The 20,939-nt window shown below is 59.5% G+C and carries 24 protein-coding genes; 1 reads left to right on the top strand and 23 read right to left on the bottom strand.

The features are described 5' to 3' along the window. Window positions 1-37 precede the first annotated feature (37 nt). The 23 genes from ACA061_RS05620 to ACA061_RS05510 form a co-directional block, all read right to left on the bottom strand. A complete protein-coding gene (locus ACA061_RS05620) occupies window positions 38-334 on the bottom strand; it encodes a phage tail assembly protein (protein WP_007908778.1) in 297 nt (98 codons plus the stop codon). Continuing rightward, entirely contained in the window at window positions 331-678 is a 348-nt protein-coding gene (locus ACA061_RS05615) for a phage tail tube protein (RefSeq protein WP_007908779.1), read from the bottom strand. The genes ACA061_RS05620 and ACA061_RS05615 overlap by 4 nt, the downstream gene beginning before the upstream one ends. Window positions 679-745: 67 nt before the next feature. Then, the gene (locus tag ACA061_RS05610) at window positions 746-2,242 is read right to left on the bottom strand and encodes a phage tail sheath subtilisin-like domain-containing protein (protein ID WP_497300784.1); all 1,497 of its coding nucleotides are present in this window, start codon (window positions 2,240-2,242) and stop codon (window positions 746-748) included. Further along, the gene (locus ACA061_RS05605; protein ID WP_003222219.1) at window positions 2,242-2,424 is read right to left on the bottom strand and encodes a DUF2635 domain-containing protein; all 183 of its coding nucleotides are present in this window, start codon (window positions 2,422-2,424) and stop codon (window positions 2,242-2,244) included. The genes ACA061_RS05610 and ACA061_RS05605 overlap by 1 nt, the downstream gene beginning before the upstream one ends. Beyond that, window positions 2,421-3,005 (bottom strand): phage tail terminator protein, encoded by a 585-nt coding sequence (locus tag ACA061_RS05600; RefSeq protein WP_210701055.1) that lies wholly within the window; start codon window positions 3,003-3,005, stop codon window positions 2,421-2,423. The genes ACA061_RS05605 and ACA061_RS05600 overlap by 4 nt, the downstream gene beginning before the upstream one ends. Window positions 3,006-3,178: 173 nt before the next feature. Next, window positions 3,179-4,207 (bottom strand): phage late control D family protein, encoded by a 1,029-nt coding sequence (locus ACA061_RS05595; protein ID WP_497300783.1) that lies wholly within the window; start codon window positions 4,205-4,207, stop codon window positions 3,179-3,181. A 9-nt stretch (window positions 4,208-4,216) separates the two neighbouring features. Beyond that, complete coding sequence (locus ACA061_RS05590) at window positions 4,217-4,429, bottom strand: tail protein X (RefSeq protein ID WP_150604683.1); 213 nt, start codon at window positions 4,427-4,429, stop codon at window positions 4,217-4,219. Continuing rightward, window positions 4,422-4,805, bottom strand: coding sequence for a phage tail protein (locus tag ACA061_RS05585; RefSeq protein ID WP_497300782.1), 384 nt, complete (start codon window positions 4,803-4,805; stop codon window positions 4,422-4,424). Before ACA061_RS05585 ends, ACA061_RS05590 begins: the two co-directional genes overlap by 8 nt. Continuing rightward, entirely contained in the window at window positions 4,805-7,219 is a 2,415-nt protein-coding gene (locus ACA061_RS05580) for a phage tail tape measure protein (protein WP_497300781.1), read from the bottom strand. Before ACA061_RS05580 ends, ACA061_RS05585 begins: the two co-directional genes overlap by 1 nt. 128 nt (window positions 7,220-7,347) lie before the next feature. Continuing rightward, window positions 7,348-7,929, bottom strand: coding sequence for a phage tail assembly protein (locus ACA061_RS05575; protein WP_210553872.1), 582 nt, complete (start codon window positions 7,927-7,929; stop codon window positions 7,348-7,350). Between the two features lie 155 nt (window positions 7,930-8,084). Next, a complete protein-coding gene (locus tag ACA061_RS05570; protein ID WP_497300780.1) occupies window positions 8,085-8,591 on the bottom strand; it encodes a phage major tail tube protein in 507 nt (168 codons plus the stop codon). After that, window positions 8,591-9,757 carry a phage tail sheath protein gene (locus ACA061_RS05565; protein WP_150604687.1) on the bottom strand — a complete coding sequence of 389 codons (1,167 nt, stop codon included), beginning with the start codon at window positions 9,755-9,757 and terminating at the stop codon, window positions 8,591-8,593. Before ACA061_RS05565 ends, ACA061_RS05570 begins: the two co-directional genes overlap by 1 nt. Window positions 9,758-9,759: 2 nt before the next feature. Next, entirely contained in the window at window positions 9,760-9,945 is a 186-nt protein-coding gene (locus tag ACA061_RS05560; protein ID WP_210553874.1) for a hypothetical protein, read from the bottom strand. Window positions 9,946-10,044: 99 nt separating this feature from the next. Then, the gene (locus ACA061_RS05555; protein ID WP_210553875.1) at window positions 10,045-10,593 is read right to left on the bottom strand and encodes a DUF4376 domain-containing protein; all 549 of its coding nucleotides are present in this window, start codon (window positions 10,591-10,593) and stop codon (window positions 10,045-10,047) included. Between the two features lie 26 nt (window positions 10,594-10,619). Continuing rightward, a complete protein-coding gene (locus tag ACA061_RS05550; RefSeq protein WP_497300778.1) occupies window positions 10,620-12,524 on the bottom strand; it encodes a phage tail-collar fiber domain-containing protein in 1,905 nt (634 codons plus the stop codon). Beyond that, on the bottom strand, window positions 12,525-13,160 hold the full coding sequence (locus ACA061_RS05545) for a phage tail protein I (RefSeq protein ID WP_210553877.1): 636 nt from the start codon (window positions 13,158-13,160) through the stop codon (window positions 12,525-12,527). After that, window positions 13,157-14,152: a baseplate J/gp47 family protein gene (locus tag ACA061_RS05540; RefSeq protein WP_497300777.1), complete on the bottom strand. Its 996-nt coding sequence runs from the start codon at window positions 14,150-14,152 to the stop codon at window positions 13,157-13,159. The genes ACA061_RS05545 and ACA061_RS05540 overlap by 4 nt, the downstream gene beginning before the upstream one ends. Then, window positions 14,149-14,481: a phage baseplate protein gene (locus ACA061_RS05535; protein WP_497300776.1), complete on the bottom strand. Its 333-nt coding sequence runs from the start codon at window positions 14,479-14,481 to the stop codon at window positions 14,149-14,151. The genes ACA061_RS05540 and ACA061_RS05535 overlap by 4 nt, the downstream gene beginning before the upstream one ends. 14 nt (window positions 14,482-14,495) lie before the next feature. Next, on the bottom strand, window positions 14,496-15,104 hold the full coding sequence (locus ACA061_RS05530) for a phage baseplate assembly protein V (RefSeq protein WP_497300775.1): 609 nt from the start codon (window positions 15,102-15,104) through the stop codon (window positions 14,496-14,498). Window positions 15,105-15,107: 3 nt separating this feature from the next. Beyond that, window positions 15,108-15,629 (bottom strand): hypothetical protein, encoded by a 522-nt coding sequence (locus ACA061_RS05525; protein WP_047299924.1) that lies wholly within the window; start codon window positions 15,627-15,629, stop codon window positions 15,108-15,110. A 71-nt stretch (window positions 15,630-15,700) separates the two neighbouring features. Further along, window positions 15,701-16,039, bottom strand: a complete 339-nt coding sequence (locus tag ACA061_RS05520; RefSeq protein WP_047299923.1) for a phage holin family protein — start codon at window positions 16,037-16,039, stop codon at window positions 15,701-15,703. A 111-nt stretch (window positions 16,040-16,150) separates the two neighbouring features. Next, complete coding sequence (locus ACA061_RS05515; RefSeq protein WP_497300774.1) at window positions 16,151-16,726, bottom strand: DUF642 domain-containing protein; 576 nt, start codon at window positions 16,724-16,726, stop codon at window positions 16,151-16,153. Between the two features lie 571 nt (window positions 16,727-17,297). Then, a complete protein-coding gene (locus ACA061_RS05510; RefSeq protein WP_150604695.1) occupies window positions 17,298-18,041 on the bottom strand; it encodes a LexA family transcriptional regulator in 744 nt (247 codons plus the stop codon). 202 nt (window positions 18,042-18,243) lie between these two features. On the opposite strand from ACA061_RS05510, the gene mutS reads away from it, so the two are divergent. Continuing rightward, window positions 18,244-20,823 carry a DNA mismatch repair protein MutS gene (gene mutS, locus ACA061_RS05505; protein ID WP_047299922.1) on the top strand — a complete coding sequence of 860 codons (2,580 nt, stop codon included), beginning with the start codon at window positions 18,244-18,246 and terminating at the stop codon, window positions 20,821-20,823. Window positions 20,824-20,939 lie beyond the last annotated feature (116 nt).

Raw genomic sequence — 20,939 nt, 5'->3', positions numbered from 1 at the left:
ACCTTCCAGAACCAGGCCAGGTCATAGGCGACTGCGATCAGGTCGGTGATGGCGCCGACGCCGCACTCATGAAAAAACTCGCAACAGCCCAGCTCAGCGCATTGAGGTCAGCCAGATCCAACTGGTTGACCGACGACGGCGGAATGCCGGCGCACACGGCGATGTATTTGGCCGCGACGTCCATGTCGAGGCTGACCTCTTCGCTCTTGTCGATCTTGTACGGCAACGCCTTGATCGCTCGCACTTCCTGCACCGTCGGACGGCGCAGGACGAGTTCGGTCAGAGGCTCGCCGTGAGCTTCGATCGCAACTTGAAGCTTCACGGCGCCGCTCATTGCCAGGTCCCCTTGATGCCTTCGAATTTCAGTTCGATGGTGGCGTCATCGCCTTTGGAGACCGGCTCTTCGACCAGATAAGCGCCGGCCAGCACGTAGACTTTGCCGTTGCTGAATTCGCAGGTGACGGTGATATCGGTGCCTTCGATCAGCTTCTTCAGCGGGAAGTCGGCGGTGTGCAGCGCGGTCACTTTGAACGACGGTGCGATGTCGGTTTCCTTGTAGAAACCGGGTACGACGGTTTCGCGTTTGACCGCCATCAACGGGGCTTCACAGCCGCCATTGATAGTCAGTTGTGCGCCGTCGACCTTGACGTAGCAAGTGCCTGCAATCAGTTGACCCATGGTGTTACTCCCTTCAATAAAAAAGCCCACGCGAGGTGGGCTGAATGCTTGACGTCGAACGCTGCGATCAAGCCGCGTCGTCGTATTGCAGGCGGAATTGGTTGAGCAGTGCGAACACGCGCAGACCGTTGATGTAATCCGGCGGGAACAGCACGTTCACGCGGCTCGGGTCCTGCACGTCGCGCTCGACGATCAGGTGCTCGGCGAACAGCTCGGCGTTCTCGACGTGGCCTTCCAGTTCGAGCTTGGCGTACTGGGCGATCAACTCACCGCGGATGGTGCTCGGGGTGACGATGGGCTGGCCGGCACCGAAACGGGTGCCGTCGGAAGCCAGTTTGTGCCGGCCGTATTTGCTGGTGATCACGCTTTGCAGACGACGCACGATGAACGCCGACTGGTGCATGGTTTCGCTGTCCAGGTAGGAGTTGTCAGCCTGGCCGTAAGCGTTTTTCTGGTAGGTGGTGATCGAGCGCTGGATGCGCACGTAGCCGCCTTCGTAGTACGCGGTGGCGATGCCGTAGTTGAGCAGCGACTGACGCTCGGTCAGGGTGAAGCGCTCGCTCGCCGGCGCCGGATCGACACCCGGCAGGCTGCCGCTTTGCGTCGGACGGCTGGCGTCGGCGGAGATGAACACCGAGGTGCGTGCAGCCAGTGCGGCGGCTTGTACCCAGACCGGTTGCGGAACGCCCGGTTCCAGCGCCTGAATGGTCATGTGCTGATCGTTGCGCGCCTGGCCTGCAGCGACCAGAGTGCCGACGGTGCCGCGTTTGGCGCTGTAGACGTGACCGAACAGTTGCTTGGCCCACGACCAGCGACCGGTGCTGTCATCCATGACCGCTTGCCAGGTGTTGAGGGTGGCCAGATCCGACCACGGCAGTGCGATGAACTCGAACGGCTCGTCGCCCAGTGCCGCGACAGCAGCGATCTGATCGGGCACGCCGGCGCCACCGGTCATGGCGGTGATTGCGCTGGTCAGGCCGGCCGGGGTTTCTTCGCCGTTGCTCTTGCCCAGGCGATTGAATTGCAGGCTGATGTCATTGCCGCTGTCGCCAGTCCATTTGGCAGACAGGGTGACCACACCGTCGGCCGCTGCCGCACTCACAGGGAGATCGGCACTGGCATTGATTTTCTGCGCCAGCGCAGTGGCTGCCTGAGCAGCGGTTGCACCGTTTACCACGGTGGCTTGCACACGCACGCCGCCAACATACAGGTTGAGCAGACCCGCCTGAGTCGCGGTGCCGGTCAGGGTCAGCACGCCTTTGGCGACGGCGCCTTCAGCGTTGTGCAGCGGCAGGCACCAGATCTCGCCGATCGGGTCAGCCTTGCGGAAGGTCTCGTACATCGAGGCGAGCATCGAGCCCTGACCACCAATGCTTTTCGCCAGTGCAATGCTGGAGACCAGCACCAGTTTGCCGACCTCGCTCGGGGCGACGTTATCGTTGACCTGAGCGACGATCAAACGGCGCATGGTCGAGCTCGCGCTATTGGCGGCCGAGTTGTCCATTTCGGCATAGAACAGCGGTACACGAATGTCCGCGGGGATGTTGCTGAATCCGATCGCCATTATTTGGCTCCCTGTGGTTTAGCCGCTTTTGCGGTTTTGAGTGTGATATCGCCGTCGGCCAGACGTCGGCGCCACCAGGCGCTGTCCAGCACTTCACGGCCTTCGAGGGGCAGCAGATCGCCCGCCTCCGGGTCAGGTACGGCGCGGCCAGCGGCCGGCAGCACGGTGATGCGATTGCTCATGGGGTTACCTCAGAAGAGAAAGTCATTTCCACGCGCCCATCGGGGCCCGGGCGTTTCAGGTTGGGGTCGGCGGGGTCGATCGCATCGACTCGCACGGTGGCCCCGGTAAAGGACGACAAACCGTCCAGTTCACGTTCGTGCCAGCTCTGCGCAGGTTGACCGGGCAGGTTGCGACCGAGCTGGAACTCGGCAAAAAAGCGCAACCGGTAAAACACGCGGCTGCTGTTGATCGAGACCATTTCGCCGCCGTCATAAACGATGGCGTTGTAGTCGTTGTCAGGCTTGAACCCCACCAGCGCGCGCCACAGTTCGCCGCGCAGGTCGTGCAACAGATTCAGCGCTTTTGTAGCGTCGGTGGCATCAAGCACGAGGACGATTTCGAAGCGGTCGCGGATCGGTTGAGTGATGAGGTTTTGTGCGGTGCTGCTACTGGCCACATCGGCCAGTGGCAGCACGTGGGCCGAAGGTGTCGGCAGGTCGGGATTGCCTTGCAGCAATACCAGATCGACGCCTACCGCAATGTGACTGGCCAGGCTGGGGCATTGCGCACGCAACTGCGTGAGGATCGGGGTGATCTTCATGAGGGTGTTCCAGAGTCGAGTGAAATGCGGTCTGCAGAACACTGCAAGAACCTGTGGGAGCGGGCTTGCCCGCGATGGCGGTGTGTCAGCCAGCATCTCTTTCGAATGTGCCGGCCTCTTCGCGGGCAAGCCCGCTCCCACAGAAATCTCCATCTCTGCGAGAAAGGTGTTAATCAGTCCTTGTCTTCAGCTTTGGGATCGAGGCAAGTCGCATCGATCAAACAGCGATAGCTGTTCTCGCGATTGCCGCTGGCAGTGACCTTGTCGATCGACCAGCGCCCACGCATGAAGTCCGGCCATGTGTCGTCGAGCAGCACAAGGCCTTCGGCAGCCAGCCTTGGATCACCCGGGCAGGTGATTTTCACCTTGTACTTGTGCCGCAACATCTTGCGCACTTCGCCTTCGCCGACGGCGATGGCATCCGCTTCATTGGGTTGCTTCTGGCGGATAGTCTTGAACGGTGCAAGCCCCGTTTCGATCCAGCGCAATACGCCTGTAGCCGCATCCACAAAACAGGTCTTGCAGCCTTTGGCCTGCTCGCGGGCGGATTCCTCCAGCGTGGCGCTGATGAAGGCATGATCGCCGGGCCGGTTGTTGCTGGTGACTGACAAGATGACGTTGGGCAAAATTTTGCCCGACAGTGACTTGGTCTGACCGGGCCGCGCCAGCACGTACACATCGTCGTAGGGTTTGGCGATCACGTTGTACTTTTTGGCCAGGCGCGTCAGGAATCCCATGTCGGTTTCGTTGGACTGGTCGACGTGGGCGATTTTGATCAACGAAACTTCAGGTGCAACACGCGGTGAAAAGCCGTGTCGCAACACCAGTTCGCGAAACAATCCACCCAGCGTCGTTGGCCCGTGACTGGCGGTTCGGCGCTGCTTGAAGCCGGTTTCATCATCCTTGCTGAACGGCGCCGCAGTGGCCACCAGGGTCAGGCGAAACGGGAACAGGGTCGGTGTCAGGCGCGTCACTTTGAACTGCCCCTTGTCAACCATTCCCGATTCCAGATAACCGACCTCCAGGCCGATTTTCCCGCCCAGGTTCGGTAACCCTTCGAGGCCTTCAAGATCGATCGTCAACGTGAGTTGATCGGACTCGAAACCGGCCGCATCGATGTGTTTCCAACTGATCAGCCGTTGATTAAGCAGGACCGCATTGGCCCCGTAGATTTTTACTGCCGGGGTAAAACCGAGTGCCATGCAGCCTCCTTAATCCCAGGCCGTGAGCGCTTTGACCGCGGCCGCTTTCGTCTCCAGTTCCGGCAGTACGACCCACACGCCCGCGGGCAGGATCGGACCGTATTCGGCCAGGGTCGGGTTGAGTTTCCACAGCGCCTCTTCGGCGGCGTCATCGCTGCGACCGGTTTCGCGGTAGAGCAGCAGATTCACCGAATCACCGGCCACGCTTCGAACCTTACGCATTGTTGAACTCCGATAATCCGAGGGTCCACTTGATCAACATCGCGGTGCCGTCATCGATGACCTCGCTCTGGTTTTCATCGATGCTGTTGATCCGCCACAGGCCCCAGTTACGACCGATACCGTCAATCAACGGCAGCGGCACCCGCAGGGCCTGAAGCGCACGCAGTTCATCAAGGCGCTCCATGGCGACGGCGTACATCGAGGTGCCGCTGATGGTCAGGGTTTCCGGCTTTTGCCCGGTCTGGCTGGACTTGGGTTTACTGGTGAGGATTGGCAGTTCCGTCCAGCCGCCATCGGATTTTCGCGCCAGCGTGCTGTAGGCGAAGTTTCGCGACAGGCCGAAGATGAAACTGCCCAGTGCCATTTGTTGTTTCATCAGGCGACTCCATCGGTCAGGGCTGCGTCACGGCGGGTGGCGAGGGGGTTGGTCGGCATGATCTGGCCCAACTGGCTCATCGTCGTTTGCACCACCAGATTGGCCAGTGTCTGAGCGCTGGCCTGATCCTGCCCATTGATGTGAATGGTCGAGTTGAGCGTGACAGGCTGATTCGCGACGGTGGCCGCAGGCGTCGCCGCGACTGCGGTCAGTTCTTTACTGACCTGCGCAGGTGAATCAAGCCGATCGACTTGAGCCCCTAGCTTGTCGCCCAGCGAAGCACCGATCTCAGCGCCGGCCATGCTTCCGAGCCAACCGCCGACCATGGTGCCCACACCCGGCAGAATCAAAGTGCCGATCGCCGCTCCGATGGCTGCGCCGGCAGAAGCCCCGGCCAACGAGGCGCCGGACGACACGACCGAGCGGGTGTCCCCTTTCATCACGCCAGTGACCATTTCATAACCGGCGCTGAGCAGGCGCAGTGGTGGTGCTTTTTTGGCGACTAACCTGCCTGCCTTGGCGTAGGACCCTGACAACGGTGCTGCGCGCATTGAACTGGCGTTCGATGAACCGGCGAATGCCGTCATGCTGCCGGGCCAGGGTCCGGGTGCGCTGATCACAGGTCTGGGAGCAACAAAATCGCCGGGGCTCAGCAAGGGCCGATTGGCGTCCTTGCCTTGAATCCTGGATTTGATGCGGACCCGGCGAGGTCTCAGCCCACCCCGTCTGCCGGAGGTCCCTGTGGAGCCCGGCTTATCCGTTGAACGTTTGTCCTTGGGGGCTTTGGATGTGTCAGGGGAGGTGTCAGGCTTGATATCGGCAACATCGACATCGGCGATCCACTTGCCAAGCCCCGCGGGTAATCTGGCCGCCGCGGACTTCACAAGCTTTCCCGTAAAGTTGTCAAACGCCTTGGCCAGCAATGCCCCCACCATCGACGTAATGCCCGCCGCCGCAAGTGCCAGGGCCGTCGCTACTTTCGGATTCGCTTCGGCTTTGTCCGCCATCAAGTTCATGCTGGCGGTGAGCCAATCCGGCATTTGCACATTCGGGGCCACGGCTTTCGTCAGCCGAATTTTGCTGGCTTCGTATGCGTCCGGGCTTTGTTGTACGCTGCCCCCTGCCGCATCAGCTGACCTTTGCACCGCACCCTTGTATTGCGGCTCAAGGCTTTGCGTCGGTCCTTGGAGGGGAAGCGGTGAGAACGCCTTTCCGTCAGCCGATGGTTGTGCCATCAACTGATGTAAGCCCTCACTACCGCCGGATAACTTCTTCAGCAACTCGGTCTGTGGATCGAGCGGTTTTTTAGCCGTCAGCAGTGCAAACGTCTGGCCGACGTCCTGCGGTTTTTCCAGCAGTTTGCTTACGCCTTCATCGCCGTTGAACAGCGTTTTGAGCAGTGCGGCCTGTTGGCTGGCCGGCTGTTTCTTCAGCGCCTCCAAAGTCCTGAAAAGGGTTTGCGGCACATCATCGGTCAGTTTGTCTGGCTGAAGTCCAAGTGTTGCCCAGGCCGCGCGCTCATCAGCGGTGCCTTTGGCGCCCTTCGCCAGCGCCGCGCTAATGCTTTTCACCGAGGCGCTGGCAGTTGCCTTGTCCACATCGGCATTGAGCAGAGAGGCTGCCAGTGCGGCCAATTGCTCGGGCGCAATACCCGCTGCAACGCCTGCCTCGCCAGAACTCTGCACCACTGAGCCAATTTCGGCTGCCGTTGCTTTCGGCGAGTATTTCCCGAGATGACTGGTGGCATCGGCCAGATTCTGACTTTGTGCACGATCCAGTTTGAGCGAGGTTCGCCATGCGGCCAGCATTTCCCCTGCAGCCTTGAGTTCAATGCCAAACGCTGTCGCATTCGTCGCGGCATCGCGACCGAAATCAAGCAGTTCCTTTTCCTTCGCGTCGCCTGTGAGATTGGCGCCAACACCAGACTTGCCGGCTGCATACTCAACCTCGGCCAGGCTTACAGCGGTAGCGCCACTGCCGGCCATCGACTTTTCGCTGGCCAGTTCACGGTTGGCAATCTCCATGCTCTTGAGGTCGCTGCTCATCCCTGGCACTTGCTTGAGTCTGGCCATGGCCGTCTGAAGTGCCATGGCTGGCTGCATAGATGCGGGGGGTGGACGCTGCTCGATTGCAGCCGTGAGTTTTGACTTCGGCTCACTCGCCGCAACGGCTGCTGGAGCCGCTAAATTGAACTTCGCAAGCGATTGCAGCGCGGCCATAACATCCCGCAGTCTGACCTGTTCCTTGATCAGCAGCCGAATATCCTGGCTCGCCGTCAAGACCGCCAACTTCAGTTCCGCCAGAGGTCTGGCCAGCGCATCGATTACCAACTGCCCACTTGCCGGGCCCGTGGCGTTATACCCTGCGCCGCCATTCATGGTGGTCAGCACGAGCGCATATTTGCTCTCTGCCATGCCGCTCTACTCCTGTTTCACGCCAAGGCGAGTGATCGCTATGTCGTAGCGGCGCAACGCCTTTTCGGCGTCCCATTCCAGAATTTCCGCCTCACTTACCGGGTAAATGAGCGGGACGATATCGAGGATTACTTCGATGTCGCGTTCCGAAAGTAGGCCGCCGGCTGGTTTAAAAAATCGTCTATGCGCACCTGCAACTGAGTCCAGTCAGGGACGGTCAACTGGGCCAGATCGGGGATCATCAGGCCGGTGCAATGGGCGGTGATGAATTCGGCGCGTTCCTTGGCCGTTTTCAGTTTCTTCATCACTTTGGTGGCGCGCAGTACTGGCATTTCCAGGCTCAGCGAGGTGACTGTGCGACCGGTGATGGCGAGCGGTTGCAGCAACTGCACCTGGTCGGGATCGGCGGATTTTTCCGCGTCTTCGACCTGGTCGAGAAAGTGCGACGCCGGACGGGTCGACATTTCGTGCACGTACTGAGCGATGCTCACAAAGTCCGGGCGCTTGAGCTGGTCGAGTTCCTTGACCGAGAGCCCGGTGGCCAGCAGCGCCAGTTCGAAGAACTGATCGTCTTCGTCATCGCCGGCACGTTCCAGCGCGTCTTTCTGCGCGGCGTAGAACAGCGGCTTGAGCTGGATCGTTTCGATCTGCGAGCCGTCGTCACCGGTAATCGGCGACAACAGGTCATGCTTGGGTGGCATCCACGACATGAATGAATTCCTTGGTGATTCTTGGGGGGTGTAGCCATTTCCTTGTAGGAGTGAGCCTGCTCGCGATAGCGGTGTTTCAGTCACATCGATATTGCATGTGCTGGCCTCATCGCGAGCAGGCTCACTCCTACAGGTTTTTGCGGTGTCGGGAGGGGTTACGGCATCAACACCGCACGCCGCGCATCGCCGAGGATGTCGACGCCGTTGAGCACAAACTTCTGCGTGCGCACGTCGATGTCGATCACCGGTACGCCGTTTTCCAGACGGTTGTAGGTGCGGCAGGACAGTTCCAGCGTGGTCAGGGCTTTGCCGCCCATCTTCACGGCATCTTCAGCCAGAGATTTCAGTTTGCCGCCGACTGTGTGGTAGGTGAACCAGGTGTTGCCGTCCTGATCCTGACCGGCTTCACGCACGTTCAGCAGGATGTCGTCGCCCAGCTTCACGCCCAACGCAAGCATGACTTCAGCGCCCATGCCTTGCAGTTTGAGCGTGGCGCCCAACGCTTTGGCACTCTTGGCCATTTCTTCAATGATGAAGCGGCCACCAGTCATGTTCTCCATCTCGAACTCAATCTTCGGCGGAGTAAATTCTTCTACGGTCGCCGACAGCGGCAAGCCTTGCAGGGTGGCCGCGATGGCCTGTCTTACGCGGTTGGTAAACATTAGAGAACGTCCTCCAGGAACTGCTCGATGATTTCATCGCGGGCGTTGAGTTGATAAACCATGTGTTCGTTCGGCGCGTAGCGGCCGTAGTCGATGACCACGTACCAGGTGCCGTTCTTGTACTTCTCGACGCTGTTGAGTTCCGGGTGCAGATACACGCTGCCGCCGGGAATGGTTTCGTCGGCAACCAGGGTTTGCAGCCAGTCGTTGATGCGCTTGACCTCTTGATCCATGAAGGACTTGGTCAGGTTCTTGGCCATGGCTTTCTGGCCAGCCTTCACCAACTTGCGACTGATCGCATCTTCAAGGCCGACGTAGCTGATGAACTTGCCGGTGATCGAACGGTTACCCAGCAGCGAGAAGCCGCCGAGCACGGTGCGGGCGTAGTAGCTGACGCCGTAGCGGTTGAGCAGATCGCCTTCGGTGGAGGTGTCGAGGATGTTGTATTCGACGACTCGCGAGACGTCTTCGGCGTAGGTCACCTGGTTGCCCGGGCTCTCCCACTGCTTGACCTTGGCCAGCGCGGCGATCGCCAGGCTGGAAGGCGACAGGAAGACGTTTTTCTTCGCCGCTTTGGAGTAAACGGCGGGCATGTTGTGCACCACCAGGCAACGGTCGAAACCGAGGTCGGCGCCGCCGAGTTCCTGGCTGTACAGAACCTGGTCAGCGACCGAAGCGTCCTTGCCATCCAGTACCACACGGGCCTTGATGCGCTTGCCGAACGAGGCGAACTCGCTGGCCACCGCTTTGGTGCCGGTGAAGCCCGGCGCGCCGATGATGGTCAGGTCTTCCGGGACACTGCCCAGCGCCGCCAGACCGAGCTTGCGGCCGGTCGCCGGCTCGACGCCGCCGATCACTGCGTTAACGGTATCGGCCGGGGTCGCACCCGCTTCGACGATCACGACATACACCGGCACCTTGACCACTTTGAGGATCTGGTAGACGGCGTGATACAGGGTGCCCTCTTCCGAACCGGTCGGATCGAGCAGTGCATGGGTGGTGAAGCTGTTGATGCGGAACGGTGCGTTGCGCGGAATCAGCGGATCAGCCTTTGGCGCGGTGCCGACCAGACCGATAACGTTGTCACCCAGGCCACCCATGGCCTCGGGGGATTCAGTGGCATTGACGGTAATGCCGTTGTGCTCGAAGTTCAGAACCTCAGCCATGTTTAGTCAGCCTTCTTGGCAGCGGCCTTTATGGCCTGAGTGGAGGGTGTTTTCAGTTCAAGTCGACCAGCGATGTGCAACGCACTCGCCTCGACGTCGAGCAGATCAAGGTCTTGACCGATGCTCGACCAGTGACCACCCCCGGTGGGGAATGGGACGAGCACGGTGTAGGTTTGGCGGGTTGCCATTTTTCGTTTCTCCATGAACGGGAAAGCCCCTCGGGGAGGGGCTTTGGCGGGTGTTGGTTTTTTTTGGCGGATAAGAAAACGCCCCGGGGTTCGGGGCGTTTATGGATGCGCGGAGACCGGCGTGTCCGTGGAAGAATCGGGCCAGCCGTCCACGAGCATTTGGTCTGTGTAAGTACCGGACTCAAATGCACTCAACAGGTCCAGCTCTCTGTCAAAACAGGCTTGGACGTGAGCCCGGACAGATCTGGCAATGTTCAGAATTTGCGCTGCGTCGAGCTGGACAAACCCATCCAGCGTTTTAAAGTTGCATCGGTACTCCGGGTCGAGAATCGCTGACAGTCCGGTACTGGCAATAAGTGCCTGACTGTCGCGAGTTGTTTCTATATTCAATCCCTCTACAGCGATACCGTGTGTTTCATGCAAGAACCGCGTTTGCGCGAACAGTTCGGGGTAATTCGGCTCCGCTATTGCGAAGGGTACTTTTACGACCTGTCCATCTAACAGCCTCCACTCACCCGTTTGATCGGTTCTGGTGGCGAGAAAAACTTCATCGCTCAGTTCGACCGCTTGTTCAGGAATGACTGAGTGAAGGGCCGAGTCATAACGTCCGGTCAACTCACCGGTTTCACTAAATGTTGCGAACTTCATAGCTAACCCTCGACTGGTTCTCTGCCTCAACGGCCGATAGCCAGAAAATAAAATTGTGCCGGGGTGGGGCCAATGTTGCGAATGGTCACGTTTGCCTTACTCTGAGCTCGAACCTGACCGATATAGGTCGAGCTCGTCGGCGCATCCACTGCAGCATTGGGATAAGTCGTAAACACTGCTGGCACAAACAACGGGAACGCTACCGGAAAGGCCTGGAGGTAATTTGCGCCGGATGCGATTGCGTTCGTCATACCCCACTGAATGATCAAACCTCCGAGCCACGTCGGAAATACAACGTAGCTACTGCCCAAGTTCTCAGAAATGCCAATTGAAAATCCCCAACGCATTTTTTTGGGAGTGACTACGGCTTTGTCATCAGTGCCCGCGTCTGCCTGGGCTTGGGTGGCGATTTTTGCTGTGCCCTGATTCAGTTCAGTCGCTTGCTGCGCCATTACAGCCAACGCAGCCAGGTCGATGTTTCCCTGATTGACAGACGCGTTCCAGGCTTTGATGCACCAAACGACAGCAATGTTGCGTGGACGTGTTTCAGAAGAGGTACGCGCTACCTTGGAGGCATCAAACGTAACGGCGTGATAAGCGTTTTTTTGGCTAACGGGATTCGGCGCAGTGTTCAGATTACTTTTTTCAAACGCACCACTTGCCGACGTGATGTCAAGATAGCCGTCAAAGACACCGGTTATATTTTGCAAAGTGTCAATTTGGTAACTGCCGACCGCGCGGTTACTGTCGACACCCCGCCCATGATCCCAACCACGCAAGAACTCCCCACGCGTCTCAGGCAAGCGGAAATTCCCAACACCCTCATCCCCCTTATTAAACTTGCCGCCCAAATAAGCGCTCAAGTCTGGGTAAGTCGCACTGCTCTTGACGCTGTTATCCAGCTCCAGAAAACCCGGCGGTGGTGCATCAACCGGGAACGCAACTATCGAACCCACCGGCAACGCCGACGCCTTGGCAATCAACGCTTCAACTTCAGCCTTGGTGTACGAATCCTTAATACCGAACCCGGCCAGCGTTTCGGGATTCGCACCAGCCGTCGCCCGGCCGTATTCGTCAACGGTCAGACTCTTGTAAGTACCGGCAGCAATCCCGGTGCGCCCTGCCAGCATCTTGAACGTCAGCGCCGTAGTCCCGAGGGTGATCGGCGCATTGGTAGTCAGGTGCCAGAGCGAATCACCGTTCGCCGTGCCCTCCTCCACCATGACCGTCAGGCCCGGCGTGACTTTGGCACTGGTGCTGGCATCGTTCGCTCGAACCCAGTCACCGTTGGCAACAATCCATAGGCCGTTGTCCTTGGCCAAAGTCTGGTTCGCCAGCAACACGCGATCACCGGCAATTACCGCCACACCGTCAATCTGCTGTGCGCCTTTCATCACCACGTTGCCAGTTGCAGCGATGCGCACCGACTGCTTGCCATCAAGTTTGCCGAGTTCTTCAGCCAGATAACTCATGACCCATGCACGAGTAGCCTTCACCACCGTGTCATCAATCAACAACGTCACCAGCGACGCGTTACTGGTCTCGAAAATCGAGCGGATGTAGAACTCTTTACCCGACCCCGAGTTGGCCAGAACCGGTTTGAACGACTCCGGATATTTGACGATGGCGTAGAGAACGCCAGTGTCCGTCCACAGCCCCGCTTCCCGCACATACCAACCGCCAACATCCGGCGGAATGGTCACTTCAGCAAGCAGCCAACTCGGATTTTTCTCGTCCTGGAACAGCGCATTGAGCGGCCCGCGCCAGACTTCGCGTTTGAGCGCGGTGGCGGTTGCGGCCGGGTTGTAGACCCCGCCCTCGCCGCCGTCACCGACGGAAATCTGCGTCAACTTGATCGGCGTGCCCGCGGCCTTGCACGCCGTTTCGTAGGCAATCCCTGCGTTGGTGAGCAGGGTGTAATAGTCAGCCATTCAGGCCCCCTGAGGATAAATAGTGGATGTTTCGACGGTGTACATGCCGGCAGCCATGAACGCCTCTCCCGAGGTTTCGAGCCCTTCGATGAACACCGGATAAACCGTGGTCAGTTCGCCGCAGAAGGTCGCGGCGCCGATGTAATGGCTGCCGAATGCGCTCAACCCGACCGACACCGACAGAATGTCCCGTTCGCTCTTGGCATCCGCCAGACGGCGGTCGAGACGAGCGTCGATTGCTGCGCTGTAGGGTTGGTCGCTGAAGGCGCGCACGGAAAAACTGTACGGCGCGCCGGGCGGTGTCTGTTCGTACCAGGCGCGAATTTCCGGGCGCAGTTGCAAACCCTTGGCGGCGTTCTCCAGCGCTTTGCGTGTGCCGGCCTGGCGCGCGGTGGGCCAGGCGAGTTCGACGGTCAGGCGCTTTTCCGCTTCCGGTGCAGTCGTGCTCCATTCGGCGACGCCACGATCGGCTGCCAGATACGGTAGAAACGCGACAGGCGTTTCGCTCGGATTCATCAGTTCGGGAAACGGCGGCGCGATGCGATCAAGCAATGCGCCGAAGCCCAGATCCAGCCCTCGCTCCAGTGCCGAACTGTTCGCCGGCAGCAACGTCGGGCGCTGAGTTTGATCGCTCATATGGTCAGCACCTCGACTTCGACCGCCGTGCAGTACGGCGCTTCAAACGCGCTGGTGATGATCGAATCCACCGGCTCAAGAATTTGCAGTTGCACGGCGCCGGCACTGTGCAACGTGTAGTCGATCCAGCTCGGATCGACCCGCCCTTCAAGGCGATGACAACTGTCGGCGTAGGCCTGCAATTGTTGTTGCGCAGCGACTTGGGTCAGGCCCGAATCGGGGCCAGAGTTGATCTTGGCGACGACACGGATTTTGTAGCGCTGAATGTCGGCAGCCTTGACCGTGACCCGATCTGTTTCCGGGCGAACATCGGGCCGGGCAAAGTGTTGGCGAACGCCGTTGAGCAATGCTTCGGAAGGCGTGCCGTCACCGTCGCGGGAAAGCACAGTGACCTGCACTTCGCCGGGCGCTGTGCGGCGGCCGTTACCATCCTTGACCTGCGCGGCGAGGCCGTCGGGGTTGAAGGTGTAAGTGACGTTCACCACACCCGCATCGGACGACTCGACTTTCACCGTCGGCCGCTCGCCGAGGGTGAACACTTCGCGGCGATACTGCATCCGCGAACCCGCCGCCGGGGCATGCGGCGCGAGGTAATAACGCAGCCGCGCATCGTCGTCGCTTTCATAAATCGCCGGCACCGCCGGGAAGGCTGCCGGATCGCCCGGATCGAGCAATTGCCGCTCCAGGCCCATGTCGGCCAGCCGTGCATCGAGATTGCTGCCGGTCGCCCACCACGCCAGCATCTGCTTGATGCGGGCGTTGTATTTGCGTTCGTGGGTTTGCAGCCGGACGCAAAACGCTTCAAGCGCAAGCGTCAGCAGTTCGCTTTCGTTTTCCAGGCTGCTCTTGAGTTTCGCTGCGCTGTCCGGTGCTCGGGCGCCAACGTATTCGACGACGAAGGTCTTGAACTCGGCGAGCAAATCTTCGAAGGCTTCGACGGTGATCAGCGAAGGTTCGGCCAATTGGTTCTGGCCGGGGATCAACATGCTCATGTCACTACCTCGAATGTCTGTTGACGGTTTTTCCAGGTGCCGGCGAAACGCAGCAACAGGCCGGCGCCCTGACGGCTGGCGACAATCACTTGCGGCTGAAAATCATCGATGCCGTTTTGCTTGTTGTAGAACGCTTGCGCCGCGTGGCTCTGGGCCAGAAGCAGCACGTCGTCACCGAGGTTCTGCCCCAGCAGCGTGGGGATCATCGAGCCATAGAGGGGCCTTTTTTGCCGAGTGCCCAGCGGCGTGGTCAGGGCCCGGGTCGCGCGCTGCACAAACTGCAGCCAGTCGTCGACCGTGGCCCCGCTGTCTCTGTCGATTCCGATCATGGGAGGCTCTTAGATCAGGGGCTTATGACACGGCCCTGGTGATCCACCAATGGGCCGCTGAAGTGAACGCCCGAAGCGTCGATGGTCAGGCCGACGGCGCCCAGTTGCAGGTTGATCACCTGCGGGGTCAGCGTCAGTCGCGCCGGGCCGATGCTCAGTTCAAGCGATTTACGAGACCCGTTGAAAGCCGCCGGGCCGTTAAGCCAATTCAGCGTGTGCGTGGCGTCGTCGTAAGCGCTTTCGCTGCCGTCCTGATGCACGCGGCGCGTCAGCGTCGGTATGGTCGAGGTGGGCGGAAAACGATCACTGTTCAAGCCGAACAAAGCCACGCTCTGTGCGCCGCTTTCACCGCTGCCGTAATTGAACAGCAGGCACTGCTCACCCACCGTCGGTATCCGCGATTCGCTTTGAGCGCCAGCGCTGGGGTTGAAGAACTTGATCGATGGCGTAAGCAATCCGCCGTGGCTGACCTTGCAGGTGTTGCTCGCGGCGTCGACTTCCTGACAGACGCCGATGCGGCAGAAACTTTCGGCACGTCGGTGCAGGTCTTCGATCTCCGCTTCCATCTCGGCTAGCCGTTCGATGATCGGGCCCAGTTGCATGCGCAGTAATGCGTCAAACATCGGTCAGGCCTCCAGCGTGGTGTATTGGTCGGGGTCGTCGATGTTGCTGACTTCCCAGGTGCGGGCGAATTTCGGGATGCCGAGCGGGTCGTCGAGCAAGGTCGGACCGAGGTAAAGGGTCTGGTTGAATGACAACGTCCAGGCTTTGTATGGCTGCTCTGTGCGGATGAGCAATGACGGCAAGCCATCGATGTTCATCGGCAGATCGCATTGATCGCCGGGCAGGTTCCAGCGGTTGTCGGTGATCAGGTTTTTCAACACGGCAATCAGATCGCAGGCTGCAAAAGCACTCGCGGAAAGCGCCGGGATGACTTGCAGTGACAACGTCAACACATGGGCAATACGCCCGTTGGCGGCGCGCTCTCCCGGTGCATTACGTTCGATGTCGATCAGTACCCAGGCTTGTTCGCCGGGTGCAGTGAAATCGTCGTGATTGCCGACATTGATATTGAGCGCGGCGGTGTTGCGCAGCGTCGTCGCGATGGCTGTAAACAGTTGCGACGGCTGCTGGATCGGTGTGGGCATGCATGACCTCCTTTTCAATCGTCCACGCGCAGCCCTGCCGCCAAAATGGCGGCACGGAGAAGCAGTCAGGGTTAAGGCTGGTCGCGCGGCGGAACTTCGCAGACGCCGATGCGCTTGGCGGCCCAGCGCTCGTATAGACCGATGGCCACGTCGGCGCCGGCCATGGCGGTCAGGCAACCGAACGCGCCGGCGGCCCAGATCGACAACCCTGCGGCATACAGCAGCATGATCGCCGACACGCCGCAGATCATGCAGGCGCCGGAGCGCAGGGCCAGGCGCCGCAGCAGTGACCAACCACGGGCGCCCTCTTTATCGGCGCGCCACATTTCGCCGGACACCCCGCCCACTACGGCAAGGAGGATGACCAGCCAGATCGGCATTTCCGCCAACGCTTGTTGCTCGCTTGTCATGTCACGCCTCCTGAGGGTGATTGATGAAAGAAAGGGGCGTGAGCAGGCAACACCCGATCGGTGGCGCTTTTCACGCTTGAAGTAAACACAGCAGCTTTCTGGCTATAGCCGTTACAGACGTTCAACAATGACGTTGTCGATAAAGGCAAAGTTGGTGTTAGTGCTCTGCTCGTTGGAAAACGCCACTGTAGTCTGCGACGTAGTTGCGGTGAAATCGTAGGTGATGGGGGCCCACTCAACTGCAACGCCCTTAGCCGTCGGTGTGTTAAATGTGACTGCTTGTCCAGCCACCTTCACCTGTACGACACCGTCGCCGGAGCGGCTGGCAAACCGGGAGTTACCCGCACTGAAGGTCAGTCGATACTTGGCACCTACCGCGGTGGCGAAGTTCTGCTGAATCCCACCACCATTGCCGTAAACATAATTGGCAAGATCAACGATCATCACGCCATCCGCAGCCACAGAGCCGCCAAACGCATTCGGCATATTGAAGTACTCAGCACCGGACAAAAAAGTTGTCCAGCCGGTGATGGCATTCGCTTTCGCCGGAGTGTCCAGAATGCAGCCGCCACCGCATGTCGATTGTTCAAAACTGCCATTGACCAACAGGTTGGCTGCAAGAATGTTTGTACCCGTGCCGAGCAGCACAGCGCAGGACAGGAGCGGAACGAGGTATTTCTTCAACATATGTTTTCTCTCGATTATGAGTTTTGTATCAGGGGAAATGCCGTGGGATCACATCCAATAACGAAGGCGCCTTCACGCCGGTGATACGGCGTAATGCGCCAAACGAGGCAGGCATTCCAAAAAGCCCGACCATTGGCCGGGCTTTTCAGTAATGCGCTCCTTCGCCTTCCTTTAAATCCTGTGTTCAAAAAAGGAAGCTGACTTTTCGGCGCTACTGGCGCGGTACGAGTCCATTCAGATTGTTTTTCCGACCGCGGTCCCTGCCCGCCGGATAACTGCTTCTGGTGCTTTACGCTGCACACCCGGGTCAGTTGCCAACCCTCTGAACCGTTAAGGCCGGTTCATCGCTGCCTGTTCTTGTGGAACTAAAGAGCTTTCGTTTCCAGCCGCTTTGTCGAGCGGCTTGGTGGCAATAATATGCATGGATGCATATACAGTCAATGCACAAATGCATTTATTTATGCGCAAGAAATGCGCTCACGCATGAAAGCCGCATAGATCAAGGTTCCGAGGTCTTTTGACAGGCGAAAAAAAACCCGCCGATGGCGGGTTTCATCTGAAAGCGGTGTGATTACCGGGCGTACATGCCCCACCAGAAGACGTGACCAAGGATGACGATTTGCTCCTCCTGGATTTCCTGGAAGCTGTAGTCCTCGTCCGGATGCTCGTCACGATTGAAGCTGCGCAGGCGAATGCCGGTAGGCAAGCGATAGAGCTGCTTCACCCGCAACTGGCCGTTGTGGTTGATCGCGTACAGATCACCATCAATGATGTCGCCGATGCCACACTTGCCCGCGTTGACACCCACGGTGGCGCCGTCACGCAACACCGGCAACATGCTGTTGCCACGCACGGTCACGCATTTGGCCTGGTCGAACTGCACACCGTTATGGCGCAGGCTGCGCTTGCCGAAGCGCAGGCTAGAGCGCTCGCTCTCTTCGATGACGAATCTTCCTGATCCTGCTGCCAATTCAACCTCGCGAAGAAACGGCACCGACACCTCGTCGTCATCGACAGGTGTGTCGTCGTCCCACAGCATTATGTCCTTGAGTTCTGCGTGTACTTCACCGCGACCGGCACCCGCCGACGGCGCGACATCCGCGCGCCCGCGCAACTGATCGGTGCTCACGGCGAAGTACTCGGCGATCTTCGAAATATGTTTATCCGAAGGATCGACGATCTTCCCGCTGAGAATCCGCGAGAGAGTGGATTGAGGCACGCCGGTGCGACGGTGGAGCTCCGTGGGGGAGATCCCGTGCTGATCGAGCAGTGCTCTTAAGACGGAGGATACGTTGCGTTTTTGCATAACGCGCATATTGCTTGAAGTTATTCGCGAAGACAAATGCTGATTTGCATAATCAATGCATATAGCGTCTTTTCGACGAAGCAAATGCACAGCGACTCGCGATGCCTGCGTCGAGCAGACTCCCCATGTTAACCTTGCGCCCATCGCGGAAAAGCCCGGCCGTTGTCCCCGCTTTTGCCCTACATCTTTTAACGAGTTGCCTGACAATCCGATGAATAAAGCCGTCTCCGATCTGTCCTCCCACACCCCGATGATGCAGCAATACTGGCGCCTGAAGAATCAGCACCCGGATCAGCTGATGTTCTACCGCATGGGTGACTTCTACGAGATCTTCTATGAAGACGCGAAGAAGGCCGCCAAGCTGCTCGACATCACGCTGACTGCGCGCGGGCAATCGGCGGGACAGGCGATTCCGATGTGTGGGATTCCTTACCACGCGGCGGAAGGTTACCTGGCGAAACTGGTCAAGCTTGGCGAGTCGGTGGTGATTTGCGAGCAGGTCGGCGATCCGGCCACCAGTAAAGGGCCGGTTGATCGTCAGGTGGTGCGGATCATCACACCGGGCACGGTCAGTGACGAGGCGCTGCTCGATGAGCGCCGCGACAACCTGATCGCCGCCGTGCTGGGCGACGAGCGCCTGTTTGGTCTGGCGGTGCTGGACATCACCAGCGGCAACTTCACCGTGCTGGAAATCAAGGGCTGGGAAAACCTGCTGGCAGAGCTTGAGCGGGTCAACCCGGTGGAACTGATGATCCCGGATGACTGGCCGCGGGATCTGCCGGCGGAAAAACGCCGTGGCGTGCGGCGTCGTGCGCCGTGGGATTTCGAGCGTGATTCGGCGCTGAAAAGTCTCTGTCAGCAGTTTTCCACCCAGGACCTGAAGGGCTTCGGTTGCGAAAACCTGACCCTGGCCATCGGCGCTGCCGGTTGCCTGCTGGCCTACGCCAAGGAAACCCAACGCACCGCCCTGCCCCACCTGCGCAGCCTGCGCCACGAACGTCTAGATGACACGGTTGTGCTCGACGGCGCGAGCCGGCGCAATCTGGAGCTCGACACCAACCTGGCCGGGGGCCGCGACAACACGCTGCAATCGGTGGTCGATCGCTGCCAGACCGCCATGGGCAGCCGTCTGCTGACCCGTTGGCTGAACCGCCCGCTGCGTGATCTGACCGTGCTGCTGGCGCGTCAGACATCGATCACTTGCCTGCTCGACCGCTATCGTTTTGAAAAACTGCAGCCGCAGCTCAAGGAAATCGGCGACATCGAGCGAATCCTGGCGCGAATCGGCCTGCGCAATGCGCGTCCGCGTGACCTTGCGCGCCTGCGCGATGCCCTTGGCGCGCTGCCGGAACTGCAAGTAGCGATGACCGATCTGGAAGCGCCGCACCTGCAAAGTCTGGCGACAACCACCAGCACTTACCCTGAACTGGCGGCACTGCTGGAAAAAGCCATTATCGACAACCCGCCTGCGGTGATACGTGACGGCGGCGTGTTGAAGACCGGTTACGACAGCGAACTCGACGAGTTGCAATCGCTGAGCGAAAACGCCGGCCAGTTCCTGATTGATCTGGAAGCCCGGGAAAAGGCTCGCACCGGGCTGTCCCACCTGAAAGTCGGCTACAACCGTATTCACGGCTACTTCATCGAGCTGCCGAGCAAGCAAGCCGAATCGGCACCGGCGGATTACATCCGTCGCCAGACCTTGAAAGGTGCCGAGCGTTTTATCACGCCAGAACTGAAAGAGTTCGAAGACAAGGCGCTGTCGGCCAAGAGCCGCGCCCTTGCTCGTGAAAAGATGCTCTATGAGGCGCTGCTGGAAGATCTGATCAGCCAGTTGCCACCGCTGCAGGACACTGCCGGCGCATTGGCCGAGCTGGACGTGCTGAGCAACCTCGCCGAACGCGCACTGAATCTGGATCTGAACTGCCCGCGTTTCGTCAGCGAGCCGTGCATGCGCATCACCCAGGGTCGTCACCCGGTGGTCGAGCAAGTCCTGACCACGCCGTTCGTGGCCAATGACCTGAGTCTGGATGACAACACGCGAATGCTGGTGATCACCGGCCCGAACATGGGCGGTAAATCCACCTACATGCGGCAAACCGCTTTGATCGTGCTGCTGGCACACATCGGCAGCTTCGTGCCGGCGGCCAGTTGCGAACTGTCGTTGGTTGACCGGATCTTCACCCGGATCGGTTCCAGTGATGACCTGGCCGGTGGCCGCTCGACCTTCATGGTGGAAATGAGCGAAACCGCCAACATCCTGCACAACGCCACCGAACGCAGTCTGGTGCTGATGGACGAAGTCGGACGCGGCACGAGCACCTTCGATGGCCTGTCACTGGCCTGGGCTGCGGCCGAGCGCTTGGCGCATCTGCGCGCCTACACGCTGTTCGCCACGCACTATTTCGAACTCACCGTGTTGCCGGAAGCCGAGCCGTTGGTGGCTAACGTCCACCTTAACGCGACCGAACATAATGAGCGCATCGTGTTCCTGCACCATGTGCTGCCAGGGCCTGCAAGCCAGAGCTACGGCCTGGCGGTCGCGCAACTGGCGGGCGTACCGAGCGAAGTCATCGTGCGGGCGCGGGAACATCTCAGTCGACTGGAAGAGACCGCTCTTCCCCATGAAGCGCCGAAACCGGTCAAGGGAAAACCCGCAGCGCCGCAACAGAGCGATATGTTCGCCAGCCTGCCGCACCCGGTACTGGATGAGCTGGCCAAACTGGATATCGACGACATGACTCCTCGTCGTGCTCTGGAAATGCTCTATGCGCTGAAGAACCGGATATAAGCACTGAAGAAGCGGATATAACGCAAACGGCTTCAAGCTGTTAGAATCTCGCGCGGTTTGGGATGCTGCTGGCTAATAGCCTGGCCAGCAGACATCGCTCCCGAACCTGGCGACCC

This window comes from Pseudomonas sp. LBUM1668, assembly GCF_059695715.1.
This window is presented reverse-complemented; position numbering and strand designations above follow the sequence as displayed.